This window comes from Allokutzneria sp. NRRL B-24872, from assembly GCF_002155965.1.
Lineage (GTDB): Bacteria > Actinomycetota > Actinomycetes > Mycobacteriales > Pseudonocardiaceae > Allokutzneria.
The window spans coordinates 86,009-103,047 of sequence record NZ_MUMH01000042.1 but is presented as its reverse complement, the minus strand read 5'-3'; the positions used below and the strand labels follow the sequence as shown (position 1 = coordinate 103,047).

Annotated in this window: 15 protein-coding genes; 6 read left to right on the top strand and 9 right to left on the bottom strand. The window is 69.5% G+C overall.

The window, feature by feature from the left end:
- Positions 1–49: 49 nt before the first annotated feature.
- Genes CCN37_RS12335 through CCN37_RS12325 form a run of 3 tightly spaced genes read right to left on the bottom strand, consistent with a single transcriptional unit; the run spans position 50 to position 4,905 of the window.
- Complete coding sequence (locus CCN37_RS12335) at positions 50–805, bottom strand: decaprenylphospho-beta-D-erythro-pentofuranosid-2-ulose 2-reductase (protein WP_086820877.1); 756 nt, start codon at positions 803–805, stop codon at positions 50–52.
- Positions 802–2,157, bottom strand: a complete 1,356-nt coding sequence (locus tag CCN37_RS12330) for an FAD-binding oxidoreductase (protein WP_086820876.1) — start codon at positions 2,155–2,157, stop codon at positions 802–804. Before CCN37_RS12330 ends, CCN37_RS12335 begins: the two co-directional genes overlap by 4 nt.
- Before the next feature lie 24 nt (positions 2,158–2,181).
- On the bottom strand, positions 2,182–4,905 hold the full coding sequence (locus tag CCN37_RS12325; protein WP_086820875.1) for an arabinosyltransferase domain-containing protein: 2,724 nt from the start codon (positions 4,903–4,905) through the stop codon (positions 2,182–2,184).
- Between the two features lie 127 nt (positions 4,906–5,032).
- Here CCN37_RS12325 and CCN37_RS41450 point away from each other — a divergent pair, with 127 nt between their 5' ends.
- Entirely contained in the window at positions 5,033–5,467 is a 435-nt protein-coding gene (locus tag CCN37_RS41450; protein WP_305764708.1) for a GtrA family protein, read from the top strand.
- A 112-nt stretch (positions 5,468–5,579) separates the two neighbouring features.
- Here the strand turns inward: CCN37_RS41450 and CCN37_RS12315 are convergent, their stop codons facing one another.
- The 5 genes from CCN37_RS12315 to CCN37_RS12295 form a co-directional block, all read right to left on the bottom strand.
- Complete coding sequence (locus tag CCN37_RS12315) at positions 5,580–8,171, bottom strand: arabinosyltransferase domain-containing protein (protein WP_086820873.1); 2,592 nt, start codon at positions 8,169–8,171, stop codon at positions 5,580–5,582.
- A gap of 280 nt (positions 8,172–8,451) precedes the next feature.
- Entirely contained in the window at positions 8,452–8,715 is a 264-nt protein-coding gene (locus CCN37_RS12310) for a hypothetical protein (RefSeq protein ID WP_086820872.1), read from the bottom strand.
- 93 nt (positions 8,716–8,808) lie between these two features.
- Positions 8,809–9,744 (bottom strand): glycosyltransferase, encoded by a 936-nt coding sequence (locus CCN37_RS12305; protein ID WP_086820871.1) that lies wholly within the window; start codon positions 9,742–9,744, stop codon positions 8,809–8,811.
- Positions 9,741–10,532, bottom strand: coding sequence for an ABC transporter ATP-binding protein (locus CCN37_RS12300; protein ID WP_086820870.1), 792 nt, complete (start codon positions 10,530–10,532; stop codon positions 9,741–9,743). The genes CCN37_RS12305 and CCN37_RS12300 overlap by 4 nt, the downstream gene beginning before the upstream one ends.
- Before the next feature lie 16 nt (positions 10,533–10,548).
- Entirely contained in the window at positions 10,549–11,412 is an 864-nt protein-coding gene (locus tag CCN37_RS12295) for an ABC transporter permease (protein ID WP_210407985.1), read from the bottom strand.
- 144 nt (positions 11,413–11,556) lie between these two features.
- Here CCN37_RS12295 and CCN37_RS12290 point away from each other — a divergent pair, with 144 nt between their 5' ends.
- The 4 genes from CCN37_RS12290 (at position 11,557) to CCN37_RS12275 (ending at position 15,508) form a co-directional block, all read left to right on the top strand.
- A complete protein-coding gene (locus CCN37_RS12290; protein WP_086820868.1) occupies positions 11,557–12,546 on the top strand; it encodes an ABC transporter substrate-binding protein in 990 nt (329 codons plus the stop codon).
- A 210-nt stretch (positions 12,547–12,756) separates the two neighbouring features.
- Entirely contained in the window at positions 12,757–13,728 is a 972-nt protein-coding gene (locus CCN37_RS12285; protein WP_086820867.1) for an iron ABC transporter permease, read from the top strand.
- Positions 13,725–14,735 carry an iron ABC transporter permease gene (locus CCN37_RS12280; protein ID WP_086820866.1) on the top strand — a complete coding sequence of 337 codons (1,011 nt, stop codon included), beginning with the start codon at positions 13,725–13,727 and terminating at the stop codon, positions 14,733–14,735. The genes CCN37_RS12285 and CCN37_RS12280 overlap by 4 nt, the downstream gene beginning before the upstream one ends.
- On the top strand, positions 14,732–15,508 hold the full coding sequence (locus tag CCN37_RS12275) for an ABC transporter ATP-binding protein (protein WP_246842972.1): 777 nt from the start codon (positions 14,732–14,734) through the stop codon (positions 15,506–15,508). Before CCN37_RS12280 ends, CCN37_RS12275 begins: the two co-directional genes overlap by 4 nt.
- Here CCN37_RS12275 and CCN37_RS12270 read toward each other — a convergent pair.
- Complete coding sequence (locus CCN37_RS12270) at positions 15,490–16,752, bottom strand: MFS transporter (RefSeq protein WP_086820865.1); 1,263 nt, start codon at positions 16,750–16,752, stop codon at positions 15,490–15,492. The two genes, CCN37_RS12275 and CCN37_RS12270, sit on opposite strands and share 19 nt — an antisense overlap.
- A gap of 117 nt (positions 16,753–16,869) precedes the next feature.
- Here CCN37_RS12270 and amiA point away from each other — a divergent pair, with 117 nt between their 5' ends.
- Complete coding sequence (amiA, locus tag CCN37_RS41445; protein WP_246842970.1) at positions 16,870–16,974, top strand: streptamidine family RiPP; 105 nt, start codon at positions 16,870–16,872, stop codon at positions 16,972–16,974.
- The last annotated feature ends 65 nt before the right edge of the window (positions 16,975–17,039 follow it).

The following is a 17,039-nucleotide window of genomic DNA, read 5'->3' as shown; positions in this document are numbered from 1 at the left end:
CGCGATCTCCGAACTCACCCGAACGGCTCAGCCGTTCGGGACGTCAGGGTCAGATGGGGAGCTTGCGGAAGATCGCGCGCGGGATGTGCCGCAGCACCGACATCACGAACCGCCACGCGCCCGGCGCCCATACCAGGTCCTGGCGGCGGCGCACGGCGGTCACGGCGATCTCGGCGACCTGCTCCGGCTGGGCGGCCAGCGGAGCGGCCTTCATGCCCTTGGTCATCTTGGTGTGCACGAAACCGGGGCGGACCACGGTGACCTGCACGCCGTGCGGCTTCAGCGCCTCGCCGAGGCCCAGGTAGAAGCCGTCGACACCGGCCTTGGTGGAGCCGTAGACGAAGTTCGACCTGCGCACGCGCTCACCGGCGACGGAGGACAGCGCGACAACGGCGCCGTGCCCCTGCTGGCGCAGGCGGTTGGCCAGCGCGACGCCGACGGTCACCGGCGCGACGAAGTTGACCTCGGCCATCTCGCGGGCGTGCTCGACGTCCTGCCACGCGCGCTCGGCGTCACCGAGCACACCGAAGGCCACCACGGTCACGTCGATGTCGCCATCGGAGAACGCCTTGCCGACGACCTCCTCGTGGGTCTCCGGCTTGCGGGCGTCGAAGGCCAGCGTGCTGACCGTGCAGCCCTTGGCGCGCAAGCGCTCCGCGGCCTCGTCCAAGCGCTCGGACGGGCGCGCGGCCAGCACGACGCGCAGCGGACGCTGGTCGGCGAAGCGGTCCACGATCGCCAGGCCGATCTCGGAGGTGCCCCCGAGCAGCAGCAGGGACTGGGGGTTGCCAACGGCGTCGATCACAGCATCAGCCTTCTGGAGAGGTCGGAGTTGAACACACCACGCGGGTCGACCGCGTCCCGGACCTTCTGCCACTCGGCAAGGCGCGGGTACATCGAGCGGAACGCGTCCGGGGTCAGCCGGGAGTCCTTGGCCAGGTACAGCCGCCCACCGGCCTCCAGCACCAGCTGGTCGAGCTTGTCCAGCAGCGGCGCGAGCCGGTCGGTGATCGGGATGTCCACGGCCAGGGTCCAGCCCGGTGAGGGGAAGGACAGCGGGGCGGCGTTGCCAGCGCCGAAGCGCTTGAGGACGTTGAGGAACGACACCGCGCCGGAAGCGGAGATCATCTCCATGGACTTGCGCACGGTGTCCTCGGCGCCGTAGGGCACCACGTACTGGTACTGCAGGAATCCGCGCGGCCCGTAGACCCGGTTCCAGTCGCCGACGATGTCCAGCGGGTGGAAGAACTGGGTGATGTTCTGCACCTCACCGCGGCGCTCCTTGGGAGCCTTGCGGTACCAGACCTCGTTGAAGGCGCTCACGGTCAGCTTGTTCAGCAGGCCGCTCGGGAACACCGGCGGCACGGTGGCCAGCTGCGGCGCGGTGAACTTCAGCGGGGCGCTGCGCAGCTTCGCCGGCAGGTCGTCGAGCTTGGCCGACCAGCCGCGCGTGAGCACCGCGCGGCCCATCTTCGCGCCCGTCGACGCGGAGTCGAACCAGGCCACCGAGTAGGTGTACTGGTCGTCGTTGTCCATCAACCTGGCCATGAGGTCGTCCAGGTCCTTGGTGCGCTCGGTGTCGACGAGGAAGTACGCCGACTCCACGGACTTCAGCTGCACCGTGGCGCGCAGCACCACACCGGTCAGGCCCATGCCGCCCGCGGTCGCCCAGAACAGGTCCGAGCCGGGGCCTTCCGGCGTCACCGTGCGGATCTCACCGTCCGCGGTCAGCAGCTCGATCGCCAGCACGTGGTTGCAGAAACTGCCTTCCACGTGGTGGTTCTTGCCGTGGATGTCCGCCGCGATCGCCCCGCCGACGGTGACCTGGCGAGTGCCCGGCAGCACGGGGATCCACAGGCCGTGCGGCAGCATCTCGCGCATCAGCTTGTCCAGGCTCACCCCGGCGTCCACCGTGACGATGCCCGTCTCGGTGTCCACGGAGTGGATCTGGTTGAAGGCGGTCATGTCCACGACGAGACCACCGGCGTTCTGAGCGGCGTCGCCGTAGCTGCGGCCGAGGCCCCTGGGGATCACTCCCCGGCCGTCGGCCGCGCGCACGGCGGTGGCCAGCTCGGCGCGGTCCGGGTGCTCCAGAACCCTCGCGATGGTCGGGGCCGTGCGGCCCCATCCGGTCAGTCTGCCGAGCTTCTCAGGCATAGGTGCAAATCTCCGTGGAGTGCGCTACTCGTTGAGCCAGCCATCGCGGGCGCCCACGTAGTCGAACTGGGCCAGCCTCGGCCAGGAGACCAGGCCCCATTCGACGCGTTCGGTGCGCGAAACCGTGTAGCGGCCCGGAGGGTGACGGTACACGACACGCTCCAAGTGCCCCCACGGCGCTCGCGGCGTCTTGGTCGGCACGACGTCCACCGGGACGCGGTCGATCGTCGCCACGCGGTTCATGAACGCCTGCGTGCCACCGACCCGCTCGTTCAGCGTGACCGTCCGCGTTCCGCCGAGCTGGTCCGAGGCGACCAGGCGGTACTCCGCGGGCGTGGTCATGCCGTCCTTCACCGGCAGCACCGGGACGCACGGGTAGGCGAGCCCGATCGGCCAGTCCACGAACGTCGGCTGGTCGCGCACCAGTTCGCGCACGGTGATGGCGCCCTTGGCATCGCGCAGCGCGGGGCGGTCCGGACCGCGCAGCACCGGCGTCAGCTTGTTCAACGGCACGTACAGCTCGTCCGCGAGCCCGCACGAGCCGCCGATGACGCTCTTCAGGTTGCCCTTCGCCGGGGACCACTGCGGGTGCTGGTTGATCGGCGCGATCACGAAGACCGCCAGCATCAGCACCACCAGCGCGGTCTGCACGACGGTGAACAACCGCGCGGTGCCCAGTGCGGCCCACCGCCGTCCGCCGCCGCCCATCGCCCGCCGCGCGAGCCACCAGCACAGGCCGATGACCGCCAGCCACAGCAGCATGTTGCTGAACTTCAGCGGGCCGACGTGCGGGATCTGCCCTTCGAGGAGTTGCTTGCCGCTCAAGGCGTTCGGGTCCTTGGCCACCGCCGCCGGGTCCGGCATCGAGACGTGGTCGCCGAAGGGCTGGCCCCAGTCGGAGAAGGCGTGCCAGGAGTTCGTCCCGCTGAAGATCACCACCGTCGCGAAGGCCGCGACCCCGCCCGCGAGCAGGCCGGGTGCCGTGCGCCGGACGCGCGCGGGGATCGGGCTCGCGAAGGCGGTCAGCGCCAGCACCAGGATCGCGGGCACCGCCATGCCGCCGAAGTGGTGCACCCACTTGGTCGGGGAGATCGCCAGCGCCGCGAGCCCGATGCCAGACATGGCCGCGCTGCCGATGATCAGCCGGTCCAGCGGGCCGTTGCGGTCGCGCCGCGTCGCCAGCCTGATCACCACGAACACCAGCGCCACCACGGTCAGCAGCACCGCGCCGCGCTTGGCCCAGTTGCCGAGGGTTCCCGGGTGCAGCAACGCGTTGTAGCGCTCGATCTCCTGGTACCACGGCGTGACGAACCAGTACCAGGTGTGGATGCGGGTCGTCTCGATCAGGTCGCTGAGCTTCATGTCCCAGAACACCGCCGGGAACGCGGCGGTCCCGCTCACCAGCAGCATGCCGAGGTAGGCGATGCGCTCCTTGACCGCCCAGTTCCTGGTGTAGCGCACCAGGTGCGGCGCGTGCAGCAGCAGCGGTCCCCACGCGACGACGCCCGTCGCCGTGGTCAGCGTGGTCAGCGCGGCGACCGCGACAGCGACCGCGTACAGCCCCGGCCACTCGCGCCGCCGCGCGTACTCCGTCAGTGCGAGGTTCACCGCAACGCCAAGGCACACAACGGGTTCCGGCCGCAGCGTGAGTTCGAACGGCATCCACCACACCAGGAAAGCCAGCGCCAGCAGGTACGGCAGTGCCGTGTAGGGCCGCCGCACCGAGCGCCTGCCGCCGAGCGCCGCGTGCAGGTAGCGCCGGAGCACGAACCACACGGCGATCCCGATGACGGTCGGGAACATCCGCATCCACAGGGTGGACTTGCTGATCAGCCCCCACGCGCCGAGCAGGTACTGGCTGAACATGAACGGCGCCTCTGGCGCGTTGAACGAGTGGTAGTAGTTGCCCACGTACCCCGAGTTCGGGATGTTCAGCGCGTGCCGCAGGTACCACCCGTCGTCGTCGTTGAACGGCCCGATGATCGCCCACAGCACGAGGATCGCGGGCACCGCGATGTCGATCAGCCCGAGCTTGAACCGCGGTTCGTCCGTCTCCCGCCGCGCGCGCTCGGAGTAGCGGTAGCGGCTCACGCAGAGCCACAGGCACCCGAACAGACAGAGAGCGTGCAGTACGAGCAGCACCAGCTTCAGCGTCGCGGGCGCGGACTGGAAGCGGGCGTCGGTGTTCAGCTTCGCCGAGAGCCCGTTCGCCTCCTGCATGTTCTCCGCGGCCGTCTCCAGCATCGCCACCTGCGGCGGCAGCAGGCCCGGCCGGTCGGCCACCACCTTGCCGTCGCGCAGCACCGAGACGCCCTTGGACGTCGCCACGAAGCGGTAGTCCTTGACGCCCGCCGGACGGCGCTCGCTCAGCAGCACCTGCTCCGACGCCGAGATCCGCACCTCACCGCCGCGCGTCTGCACTCGCAGGCCACGGCTCACCGGCTGGTTCTCGTCCTCCGGCAGCGTTGTGAGCACGTCCGCCCACTTGCCGCCCGCGGTGAACCGGCTCCGGTCGAGCGCGTCCATCGTCCGGCTCGGCAGCTCCGCGGTCATCTCCAGCGGCCGGTACGGCACGAGCGGGACCACGGTGGAGCGCGGCTGAGCGCCCGCTTCCGGCCAGCTCAGGACCGGCTGCTGGACGCGGACGGGGGCGAGGGGCAGCAGGACCGCCAGCACAGCTGTGATCACGGCTGCGCCGACCAACACCCACGCGGTGACGCGGTGCTGGCCCTTGAGGCGCTGTGGCATGCGAAAACGCCCATTCGTCAAGGCGGTTAGGTCACGCGGTAGCGTACTTACGGGGGATTCCGCCGCTCCGGCGGCACCCCGCCGACGTGATCGGCGAACGAGAAGGCGAACGAGAAGGCGGACCGTTGTGACCACCTCCGAAGCGGCCGAGCAGACCTCGCCAGAGGCGCCCAAGCTCGGCCTTGCCGCGCAGCTCACCCGGTTCGTGCTGGTCGGTGGGTTCTCGGCGCTGGTCGACTACGGCACCTACCAGCTGTTCCTGGCGCTGGGCATGTGGGTGCACCCCGCCAAGGCGCTCGGCTTCGTCTTCGGCACCACCACCGCCTACTTCCTGAACAAGCGGTTCACCTTCCAGGCGGCGCCGGCCGGGGCAGGCAGGCTCGGCGGCTTCATCCTGCTCTACGGGGTGACGTTCTTCGTCAACGTCGGCGTGAACGCGCTGGCACTGGCTCTGCTCCCGGCCTCGGCCCTCAAGATCACCATCGCGTGGGTGATCGCCCAGGCCACCGCCACCGCGATCAACTTCGTCATGCTCCGCCTGGTCGTCTTCAAGCCCCAGTAACCCCACCCGCGCAGCCGCACCGCGTAAGCCCTGAACGACCCGTTCAGTGCGTTGAGCGCACCAAACGACCCGTTCAGGGCTTCAGGGGTCACCACCGTCGAGTGCGACGGCCTCAGCGGAGGCCGAGGGTGTCGTAGCGGTCGTCGTCGACGTCGTCGGGCAGGCGCGTCGGGTCGATCGCCTGCTCCACGTAGCCCGCGGGCACCCCGGCGTACTCCAGCCGCGCGATCGTGGGCGGGCCTTCGAGGCCGTGCTCCACGCGGTGGGTCATGGCCACGGAGTAGCGACCGGGCTCGTGCAGGTACTTCACCCGCTCCAGGCCGCCCCACGGGAAGTCGGCGGAGTTGGGCGCGTCGGCGGGCACCTTGACCATCTCCGCGACCCGGCCGAGGAAGCCGTGGGTGCCGCCGATGCCCTCGTAGACCGACACGAGGCCGCCCATCGTGAACTTCTCGGCGGCGAGCACGCGGTACTCCGGCGGCGTCACCATGCCGTCCTTCACGGCGGGGATCGCGACGCAGGGGTAGCCGATGCCGATGCTCCAGTCCACGTAGGCCACGCGCCCGGCCAGGTGGTCGGTCAACGACTTGCCGTCCTGCAAGCGCACGGTGTCGGCGATCCCGCAGCCGTTGCGCAGCGTGCCGCTGGCCAGCGACCAGCCGGGCAGCTGCCGCAGCGGCGCGATCACGAACAGCACGAGCAACAGTGCGACCACGAGCGCCTGGGTGCCGAGCAGCACCCGCGCCGAACCGAGAGCGGCCCACCGCCGTCGCCGCCGCAGCAGGAACCAGCAGAGCCCGATCGCGCCCGCCCAGAGCAGCACGTTGTTGGCCTTGACCGGGCCGATCGCCAGCATCAGCGTTTCGACCAGGTCCTTCTCGTCGGGGTCGAGGGTGCGCATCGGGTCGATGTTCCCGGTCAGCGAGAACGGCTGACCCCACGCGCCGAAGCCGTGCCACAGGTTGGGGCCGCTGAAGATCACCACGCCGGTGAACGCGACGAACAGCCCTCCGGCGACGGCGGGGACGGTTCTGCGCCCGCGCGGCCCGGCGAAGGTCGTCAGCGCCAGCAGCGCGATCGCGGGCGCGGCGATGCCGACGAAGTGGTGGGTCCACTTGGTCGGGATGATCGCCAGCGCCACCATGCCGAAGCCGAGCACCCCGGCCAGCCGCACCATCACCGCGTCGACGCGCCACTTCCGGCGCCGCGCCCGCGCCACGACGAACACCAGGCAGACGATCATCAGCAGCACCGGTGCGCGCTTGGCCCAGTTGCCGGAGCCGGTGGGCACGAGCAGCGTGCCGTAGCGGCCCCACTCCTCGGTCCAGCCCATGGTGATCCAGTAGTAGTAGTGGATCTTGGTGGCTTCGATCAGGTCCGCGAGCTTGCCGTCGGCGAAGAGCACGGTGAAGGCCACCGTCCCCGAGCTGAGCACGGCCGCGAGCAGCGCGAGCCGGTCCCGCCCGCGAGCCGAGCGCCACAGCCACGGCAGCTGGAGCGCGACGGGCGCCCACGCGATCAGGCCCGCGCCCATGGTCAGCGTGGTGAGCGCGGCCAGCAGCACGGCCGGCGCCATCAGCCCAGGCCATTCGCGGCGCCGCGCGTACTCGCACAGCGCGAGCGTCAGCGCGACTCCGAGGCAGGTGACCGGCTCCGGCCGCAGCGTCGGGTTGTACGGCAGCCACCACACCAGGAAGGCAAGCGCCAGCAGCCACGGCAGCGCGCGGTAGGCCCTGCGCTCGCCGAGCGCGCTGTGCAGGAACCACCGCAGCGCGAACCACGTTCCGATGCCGAGCAGGGCGGGGAACAGCCGCACCCACAGCATCGAGGTGCCCATCGACGTCCACCCGGCGAGCAGGTACTGGGCGACCAGGAACGGCGTCTCGGGCGCGTTGAACGAGTGGTAGTAGTTGCCGACGTAGCCCACTTCACCGAGGTTCAGCGCGTGCCGGAGATACCAGCCGTCGTCATCGTTCGTCGGCCCGAGCACCGTCCAGACGAGCAGTGCGGCGGGCACGAGGAAATCAACCGCCCGCCATCGAATTCGATCTTCGGAAGGTCGTTTCGCCCGGAATCGAAGAACGGCGAGCGTGATGCAGCCGATCAGCAGAAATCCATGCACGATCAACAGAACGAATTTCGCGTTGGTCGGCGTCGACTGGAATCGCGCGTCGGTGTTGAGCACGACCCGCATGCCATCGGACTCGGCCATCCCGGCCGCCCCGGTCTCCAGCATCGCGACCTGCGGCGGCAGCACACCCGCGTGCCTGACCAGCTGGATGCCGTCGCGCCAGACCTCGATCCCGGTGCCGTTCGCGATCACCCGGTATGAGCAGTCGGTCCTGGGCAGCCGTTCCTCGATGATCGACTTTCCCGAAGCCCTGACCTGCACGATGCCGTTCACCACGCGCATGGTCAGCCCGTGGTCCTGCTGTGCGGAGTCGCGGGAGGGCGGCAGCGTGCGCAGGACCTCCCCGCCCGTGGCGTTCACCGCGGAGATCGCCGCGCACGGCACCTCGGCGGTCAGTTCGAGCGGCCGGTAGGGCAGCAGCGGGACAACGGTGTTGCTGACCCGCTCACCCTGTTTCGGCCAGGTGACGATCGGCTGGTCAACCGTGACGGGAGCCAGTGGGAGCGACAGCGCCATTGCTGCGGTGACAAGTGCGGAGACAAGCAGAATCCACGCGGTAAAGCGCTGTTGCATGGGGAAACCCCGATCGCGGTCGCATGCGGTCCGCAATCATGTAACCCCGAACGGCGCAGGCTTTCCACTCGGTGTGAAGATGTCGAAAGCACCGCAACCTTAATCGGTTAAGTAGGAAGTCGATGTTTAACGTCGAGAAAAATGGTTACAAGCGGTTTCCCGGCGCTCTGACGGCGGCCGCTGGGCCTGGTGCGGGGCAGGCCGCTGCACCGGTCGACCGACGCCGACCGGCTGGCGGCGGGCACAGCGCGAAGCTCCGGTCCCGGAATGTGGACGGAGGTCAGGAGAGGCCGCGCATGCGCCTGCCGGGTGCGCCGTGGACCTCGCCGACCGTGGGCAGCGCCCCGATGTGCGCGGTGACGACCTTGCCGAAGTCCACGACGACGTCGGAGCCGTCCGCGCAGCGCACCGCGCTGGTCGAGCCGGAGCGGACGAGCTCGACGAGGGAGCCGGTCAGCTCCGTCGCGGTGTCGTCGCTGACCGCGAACAGCAGCGGGCTGGGAACGCCGGACAGGTGCAGCACGAGGGTCTTCTTGTCGCTCATGCCTTCACGACACCAGCGCGGGAACGCGCGCGGCAAGACGGGTTCGCCGTCAGCGGATCAGCTGACGGCGAACCAGGTGATCATCAGCGCCGCTCAGCGGCGGAAGAACTTCTCCGAGCGGCCCTGGTTGACCAGCTTCGCCCATTCCACGAACGCCTTCGGGTCCTTGCGCTGGGCGAGGAAGTACAGCCCGAAGCGGGCCACCTCCAGCATCCCGAGCTTGCGCATTCCCGGCTGCGCCAACAGGTATCCGCGGTTGCGGTAGGTGTAGTAGCGCTTGATCGAGTCGCCGGGGTCCTGCGCGTGGAAGCGCCCGCCGAGCATCGGCTTGAACTCGTCGGAGCCGTCCGGGTGGGCGTAGGCGACCCGCAGCGTGGTGCCGAAGCGCAGCCCGGTGCGCACGATCCTGCGGTGGATCTCCACCTCGTCGCCGCGCACGAACAGCCGGTAGTCCGGAACGCCGATGACGTCCAGGGTGGAGGCCCGGAACAGCGCGCCGTTGAAGAAGGAGGCGATACCGGGCAGGAAGTCCGGGCTCTCCTCGGAGGACAGCTCCTCGCGCTGGCGCTTCCAGGTCAGACCGCGGCGCAGCGGGAAGGCGAGCTTGTCCGGGTGGTTGATGTTGACCACCACCGGGGAGACGGCCGCGAGCTTGCGCTTGTCGGCCTCCTCCAGCAGCACCTCCAGCACGGAGTCGTCGGCGGGCCTGCCGTCGTCGTCGGCCAGCCACACCCACTCCGCGCCCAGCGCGAGCGCGTGCAGCATGCCGAGCGCGAACCCGCCCGCGCCGCCCAGGTTGCGCTTGGACAGCAGGTAGGTGGTGTTCAGCGGGCAGTTGTCGACGACGTCCTTGACCGGCTGGTCCGGGCCGTTGTCGACGACGATCAGGTGGTCGGGCTGTCGCGTCTGCGACGCCATCACCTTCAGCGACTCCGTCAGCAGCTCACGCCTGCGACAGGTGACGATGACGGCGACGACCGCCCCCGCCGGCAGCGCTGGCGGGTTCTCGGGGGTGGTCTGGTTGCTCATCGGCTCTCGCCGATCCTTTCCAGAACGTGCTGGGGGAGGTTCTCGAACGGGTCGCGGCCCTTGTACTCGGTGAGCACCTCGCGCAGGCCGCCCTGCATCTTGATCTGGCCGTGGTCCATCCAGATCACCGAGTTGCACAGCTCCATCAGGAACTCGTCGGAGTGGCTGGCGAAGACCAGCAGGCCCGAGCGCTTGACCAGGTCGTTGAGCCGGTCCCGCGCCTTGGCCATGAACGCCGCGTCGACGGCGCCGATGCCCTCGTCCAGCAGCAGGATCTCCGGGTCGATCGAGGTCACCACGCCGAGGGCGAGGCGCACCCGCATACCGGTGGAGTAGGTGCGCAGCGGCATCGACAGGTAGTTGCCGAGCTCGCTGAACTCGGCGATGTCGTCGACCCGCTTGAGCATCTCCCTGCGGCTCATCCCGAGGAACAGGCCGCGGATCATGATGTTCTCGTAGCCGGAGATCTCCGGGTCCATGCCGACGCCGAGGTCGAAGACCGGCGCGACCCTGCCGATGATGCGAGCGTTGCCGCGCGTCGGCTCGTAGATGCCGGAGAGCAGCCGCAGCAGCGTGGACTTGCCCGCGCCGTTGTGCCCGACCAGACCGATCCGGTCACCGTGCTGGATGGACAGGTTGATGTCCCGCAGCGCCTCGATGACGGGCACCTTCTGGTCGGTGCCGATCTTGCCGCCGGCCTTGCCGAGCACGGCCTTCTTCAGGGAGCGGGTCTTCGCGTCGAAGATCGGGAACTCGACGGAAGCGTTCCACACGTCAATGCTGACCATTGGTTTTCGGCCTCACTCAGACCCAGTAGGACACGCGGGCACGGTAGTTGCGCATGAACAGCAGTGCCAACGCCCAGCCGACGACGGTGATGATCCCGGCGACCACCCAGTGGTGCCAGATGATGTCCCTGCCCAGCATGGGCTGGCGGAGCATCTCCACGAAGTGCAGGAACGGGTTCAGCTCCAGCACGTCCTTGCCGATGTTCGTGCGGTTGCTCAGGGTCGACAGCTCCCAGACGATCGGCGTCCCGAAGAACAGCAGCTGCATGACGCTGCCGATGATCGGCGGGATGTCCCGGAAGCGGGTGGAGATCACGCCGGTCAGGAACGCCACCCAGAGGCCGTTGAGCGCCAGGATGAAGAACGCCGGGATCGCCATCAGCATGGTGAACTTCCAGTGCGCCGTCACGCCGTCCGGCGGGAAGATCGCCAGCATCGCGACCCAGACGAGCAGGTTGTGCACGAAGAACAGCACCTGCCGCCAGACCAGCCGGTAGACGTGCACCGACAGCGGCGACGGCAGGAACTTGATCAGGCCCTCGTTGGAGATGAAGACCTCGGCGCCCTCGTTGACGCAGCCCGCGATGAAGTTCCACACGATGAAGCCGACGGTGACGTACGGCAGGAAGTTGTGGATCTTGGCGTCGAACAGCTGCGAGTACAGCAGCCCGAGTCCGGTCGCGGTGACCGCCATGCTGAGCGTGATCCAGATCGGACCGAGCACCGAGCGGCGGTATCGCTGCTTGATGTCCTGCCAGCCCAGGTGGCCCCACAGTTCCTTCTGCTGCCATCCACGACTCAGGTCGTCGAAGGCCTTGCCCCAGGTGCGGTGGGTGTGCGCAGGGGGGGCGGCGTGCTCGTCAATGGTGCTGGTGGACACGCGGACGAGCGTACCGGCGTGCCGAGCGGCCCCCGGTTGGCCCTGTGCTTCGGCTGGTAATGCCTCGATAACGACGCTCGACAGCCGCTTTTGAAAACCGTTATCGTCTTCGGTGTCCTCGTGGCCGACCCCGGAGGTGTCCCCGTGCGCAGCCCGCGCGCCCCGCTCGCGTTACTCGCCGTGCTCGCGCTGGCCGCGTGCACCTCCGCTCCCGCGCAAACCCCTGCCGCACAAGGGGGAGCCGCGCAGGTCGACACCCGCGTCGAGCCCCTGTCGCCCGCGCTCGACATCACCGACCCCCGTGGCACCCGGATCACGCTGCCCCAGGCGCCTGCTCGGGTGGTCTGCCTGACCGGCCTGTGCGATGACGCCCTGACCGAACTCGGCCTCAAGCCCGCCGGGACCAGCAACGCCGCGCTGCTCGTCCACCCCGCGCTGCTCGGCCAGGAGGGGCGCGCCGTTCCCGTCGTGCCCGGCAGCTTCGGCTCCGAGGACGTCGAGGCCATCGCCGGGCTGCGCCCCGATCTGGTGATCGGCCTGTCCGGCGTGCACGACCAGCTGCGCCAGGCCCTCGCCAAGTTCAATGCTCCACTGTGGACGGTCGACCCCAGGGACTGGAAGGACTCCGTCGGCTACCTGCGCGCCCTCGGCTCGTTGACGGGACGCGTCAAGGAGGCCACCGACGCCGAGACCCGCTTCCGCGCGAAGCTCGCGAGCGCCGTCAAGGCCAGCCGCGACAAGGGCAACGACAGGAAGACCGTGCTGCTCATGTACGGCAGCGCCGACTCCATCGGCGTCGACACCACCGACTCGCTCGTCGGCAAGCTCCTCGGCACGCTCTACACCTATCCCTGGACCGCCAAGGGCACCAACGCCGAGACCGCCAGCACCTTCAGCGTCGAGGAGATCCTGGCCAAACGACCAGACGTCGTCTTCGTCTACTCGCTGCTCTTCGGCACCGACAAGAAGCTCTCCGAGCAGCTCGCCGCCAACCCCGTCTGGGCGCAGATCCCCGCCGTCAAGTCCGGCCGCGTCCACGAGGTCGCCCCCAAGCCGTGGGGCTCCGGCCGAGGCACCCGCTCACTCTCCTTGATCATCGACGAATCCCAGTCCCTCCTCTCCACAACCCCCTGACCCCCCAACCCCCGCTCGCGCCGCTTAACCCCTGAATGACTCGTTGAGGTGGTTGAGCGTCCTCAATGACTCTTTCAGCAACTCCAACGCACTGAATGACTCGTTCATGTGGTTCAACGGACTGAACGAGTCATTGAGGTGGTTGAGCGGACTGAATGAGTCATTCAGGGCTTAAGCCCCGCTGACCAGCTACGGACGGTTCGCCACCGCATGAAGAGAAGCGTTCTCGTGGCCGCGCTCGCCCTGCTCGTGGTGTGCGTGGCCGCGCTCTGCCTCGGCACTCCGCTCGTCGGCGTGAACCGGCTGCCCGCCGCCTTCGTCGGCGAGACGGACCTCGAACACGCGGTCGTGGTGCTGCTCCGAGCCCCGCGCCTGGTGCTCGGCCTGCTCGTGGGCGCGGCGCTCGCGGTGGCGGGCCTGCTCCTCCAGGAGTCGCTGCGCAATCCGCTCGCGGTGCCGGAACTCCTCGGAGTCTCCAGCGGAGCGGCGGTCCTGGTCGGCGTCTGCGTGGTGTGGGCGCTGCCGATCCCGGGAGCGCCACTGGTGCCCGCGCTGATCGGAGCGGTGGTGGGCGGACTCATCACGCTGCTCGCGGCGAGGCGCGCGGTCGGCCCGGCGGCAGTGCTGCTGGTCGGCGCGGCGGTGAACGCGGCGATGCAGGCGTTGCTGCTCACGGCGGTCTCGCTCTCCGACTCCCGCGAGCAGGGCGTGCTGTTCCGCTACCTCCTCGGCTCGCTCACCGGCACCTCGTGGGAGTCGGTCGCGATCTCCGCGCCGGGCCTGATCGCCTTGCTGCCCTTGGCCTTGCTGTGCGTGCCGCTGCTCGGAGTCCTCCGGCTCGGCGACGAGACCGCCTCGGCGCTCGGCGTCCGAGCCGACCGCGCGCGCCTGATCGTGCTCGTGGTCGCGAGCGCCCTCGTGGCCATCGCGGTGGCACCTTCTGGGCCGATCGCGTGGGTGGGCTTCCTCGGCCCGCACCTCGCCCGCAGGCTCCGCCCGAACGCCGATCCGCGCGCGTGGATGGCGTGGTCCGCGCTGTTCGGAGCGCTGCTCGTGGTGGTGGCGGACCTGGCGGCGCGCACAGTGCTCTACCCCGTGGAGCTCCCGGTCGGCGGCCTCACCGCGCTCGTCGCGATCGTGCTGGCGGCGCTGCTGATCCGCCGACGAGGAGAGGTGGCATGAGGTTCACCCTGATCGTCCTGCCAGCGCTGGTGGTGCTGGCGGCGTGCGCGGCGTTGCTCGTCGGCTCGACGGTCTCCCCGGCGGACACCCTCGCGGCGATCTTCGGCGGAGGCGATGAGCTGACGCGCGGCGTGCTGATCGAGCTCCGAGTGCCGCGCGTGCTCGTGGGTCTCGGCGTCGGCGCGGCGCTCGGCCTCGCGGGCACGATCCTGCAAGCGGTGCTGCGCAATCCGTTGGCCTCCCCGGAAGTGACCGGCGTCGGCTCGGGCGCGGTCCTTGGCGCGGTGGCGGGCACGGTGTTCCTGGGCATCGCCGATCAGCCGGAGAGCCTGACGATCGCGGCGGTGCTCGGCGGAGTGCTCGGTGGGGCTTCGTTGTGGCTGATCGCGGCGAAGTCCGATCCGCTGCGGCTCGCGGTGCTCGGAGTGCTCGTCTCGGCGGTCCTCGCGGGTGCGTCGCTGGTCCTGCTCACGGCCCGCCCGCAGCTCGCTGGAGCCGCCGCGCGCTGGCTCGTCGGCTCGTTGTCCGGTCGCACGTGGGAGCACTGGAACGGCTTGTGGCCCTGGCTGCTCGTCGTGGTGCTGGCAGCCGTCGTGCTGTCCCCAGCACTCGATCTCCTTGCAGTGGACGACGACCACGCCCGCACGGTCGGCCTCGCGGTGGTGCCGTGGCGCCTGACCGCCCTCGGTGCAGCAGTGCTGGCAACGGCTGCGGCAGTCGCGGCGGCGGGCACGGTGTCGTTCGTGGGGCTGCTCGCGCCGCACGCGGTTCGCAGAGTCCTTGGTGCAGAACACCGTTGGCTGCTCCCGGCATCCGCGCTCGCCGGAGCGGCCTGTGTGGCCGGAGCCGATTTCGTCGCCCAAGCGCTCACCGCGCTCATGCCGTCGTCCGGCTCGCAGCGCATCGGCATCCCGACCGGCGCCGTGACCGCGCTCCTCGGAGCGGTCGTGCTCGTCGTGGTGGCCCGGCGCGCGTCCAGAGCACAGGTAGAAGGGGGTTCGCGGTGATCACCGCCTCCGGTGTGACCGTCACGTTCGGCCAGCGCGCCGTTCTGTCCACAGTGGACTTGAATGTGAGCGAGGGGGAGTGGGTCGCGCTCGTCGGCCGCAACGGCTGCGGCAAGAGCACTTTGCTGCGCGTGATCGCGGGATTGCACAAGCCCGACGCCGGGACGATCCACATCGCCAATAAAGCTCTGGAGTCCCTGTCTCGCAGGGAGATCGCGCGCCAAGTCGCAACCCTGCCGCAGGCGATGCCCGCCGTACCAGGCATGACGGTGCGCCAGCTCGTCCGCCAAGGCCGCTACGCCGTGCGAGGGCCGTTGGGAATGCTCAGGACCGGTGACGACGACCAAGTCCGATCAGCTTTGGCCGCAACGGGTGTCGAGCCCTACGCGGACACCGCGGTCGACCACCTCTCCGGCGGCGAGCGGCAGCGCGTCCGCCTCGCCCTGGCGCTCGCCCAGGACGCGCCCGTGCTGCTGCTCGACGAGCCGACGACGTACCTCGACGTCCGCCACCAGCTCGAAGTCCTGGAGCTGATCGCCGGTCTCCAGCGCGAGCGCGGGCTCACGGTGGTGAGCGTTCTGCACGACCTCCAGCAGGCGGCGCGCTATGCGGACCGAATCGTGGCTCTGCACAAGGGAATCGTGCACACCGATGCTTCGGCGGGGGAGGCCGTGGACGCAGACCTGCTCGCCGAGGTGTTCGGCGTCCAAGGGCGCGTCTGGCACGACACCACCACGGGCCGCCCGGCCTGCGCCTACGACGCCGTGCTCTGAAGCTGTCGCTCAGCAGCGGCGGTGCGCAGCGGTGAGCACCACGCCGCGACCACGCCGACCGCGAGGATCGCCACGACCGAAGCGAGTCCGACGCGCGGGTCCGTCCACACCGCGACGGCTCCAGCCAGCGCGGCGCCGACCGGATGCCCGACACCCCACGCCAGCATGCGCGCGGTGGTGTTCACGCGGCCCTGCAACTCGTCCGGGGTGACCTGCTGCCGATAGGTGATCCCGTTGATCACGACCGTGGTGAAAGCCGTGCTCCACAACGTGATCGCGACGATCGCCAGCAGCCAGTGCGAGGTCGCGATCACCAGCAGACCGGCGCCGAGCGAGGTCGGCAGCGCCAGCAGAGCGAGCCGGGCGGCGCCGAACTTCCTGGTGAGCCGGGGCACCAATCGCGAGGCGATGAGCCCGCCGACCGCCCAGCAGCTCAGCAGCACCGCCAGCCGGGCGTCGCCGGAGGGAGCGATGCCGAGCACGCGGTCCGCCCACGGCAGCTGCATCGCGATCCACGCGCCGCCGAGCGCGGAGTGCGTCGCCCCGACGAGGGTCAGCGTGCGCACGATCTTGTTCTGCCACAAGAACTTCAGGCCACCGCGCACGTCGACGAGGATGTCGCTCGCCGACCGAGGCCGCGATCTGTCCGAAGTGGACAGAGGATGGGCGATGGCCTTGATCAGCAACGCGGACGCCGCGTAGGTCAACGCGTCGAGCGCGATCAGCGGCGCGGGCGTCATCATCGTGACCGCGAGCGCGGCCAGTGGTGGCACCGCGATCTCGACGACCGTGGTCGTGCCGAAGACCGCCGAGAACGCCGCCGTGGTGCGCTCACGGCCCACAAGTGCGGGCAGGGCACCGAAATTCGCCGCGTCGAAGAGCACGAACATCGTCTGCGTCAGGAACGCGACGACGAGCACGTGCGGCGCCGTGAGCGTCCCCGTCGCCCACGCGATCGGCACGCTCGCCAGCAGTCCCGCGCTGAGCAGGTCCGCCGCCACCATGAGCTTGCGGCGGTTCACCCGGTCCGCGAACGCACCCGCGAAGAGCCCGAAGAGCAGGTACGGCAACGCCTCCGTCGCGGCCACCGCCGACGTCCACGCTGCCGATCCGGTGAGCTGGTAGGTCAGCACCGGCAGTGCGACGACGCTGACCAGGGTGCCGCCCACCGATATCGCCCTGGCCAGCAAGTATCGCCGGAAATCGGGGTCATCGCGGAGTGCTTCGGTGCTCACCCCGGACATGCTAACTGACAACGATTGTCACAGTCGTCACCCATTCAGCCCTATTGGGAATGATTATCGTTTGTGGTACTTCTGGAAACCGATGTCAGACGAGACAGGGGGGAGGTGAACTGCGAGATGGAGAAGATCTTCGTGCGCGTCGAGTCCGAGCGCGAGCTGCCGCACAACTCGGCCAGCCACAGCAACGCCCTGGTGGAGAACCCGTTCGACGACCAGGACTGAGTCACCAGGTGGCCGCCGCTCCCACTCCGGGGTGGCGGCCACCGCCGTTTTGACGACCCGCACCC

Excerpts from the sequence above, each read along its gene's own strand:
- CCN37_RS12315 (WP_086820873.1), bottom strand. The coding sequence starts at position 8,171 with ATGCAACAGCGCTTTACCGCGTGGATTCTGCTTGTCTCCGCACTTGTC.
- CCN37_RS12310 (WP_086820872.1), bottom strand. The coding sequence starts at position 8,715 with ATGAGCGACAAGAAGACCCTCGTGCTGCACCTGTCCGGCGTTCCCAGC.
- CCN37_RS12285 (WP_086820867.1), top strand. The coding sequence starts at position 12,757 with ATGAAGAGAAGCGTTCTCGTGGCCGCGCTCGCCCTGCTCGTGGTGTGC.
- CCN37_RS12325 (WP_086820875.1), bottom strand. The coding sequence starts at position 4,905 with ATGCCACAGCGCCTCAAGGGCCAGCACCGCGTCACCGCGTGGGTGTTG.
- CCN37_RS12330 (WP_086820876.1), bottom strand. The coding sequence starts at position 2,157 with ATGCCTGAGAAGCTCGGCAGACTGACCGGATGGGGCCGCACGGCCCCG.
- CCN37_RS12280 (WP_086820866.1), top strand. The coding sequence starts at position 13,725 with ATGAGGTTCACCCTGATCGTCCTGCCAGCGCTGGTGGTGCTGGCGGCG.
- CCN37_RS12270 (WP_086820865.1), bottom strand. The coding sequence starts at position 16,752 with ATGTCCGGGGTGAGCACCGAAGCACTCCGCGATGACCCCGATTTCCGG.
- amiA (WP_246842970.1), top strand. The coding sequence starts at position 16,870 with ATGGAGAAGATCTTCGTGCGCGTCGAGTCCGAGCGCGAGCTGCCGCAC.
- CCN37_RS12305 (WP_086820871.1), bottom strand. The coding sequence starts at position 9,744 with ATGAGCAACCAGACCACCCCCGAGAACCCGCCAGCGCTGCCGGCGGGG.
- CCN37_RS12300 (WP_086820870.1), bottom strand. The coding sequence starts at position 10,532 with ATGGTCAGCATTGACGTGTGGAACGCTTCCGTCGAGTTCCCGATCTTC.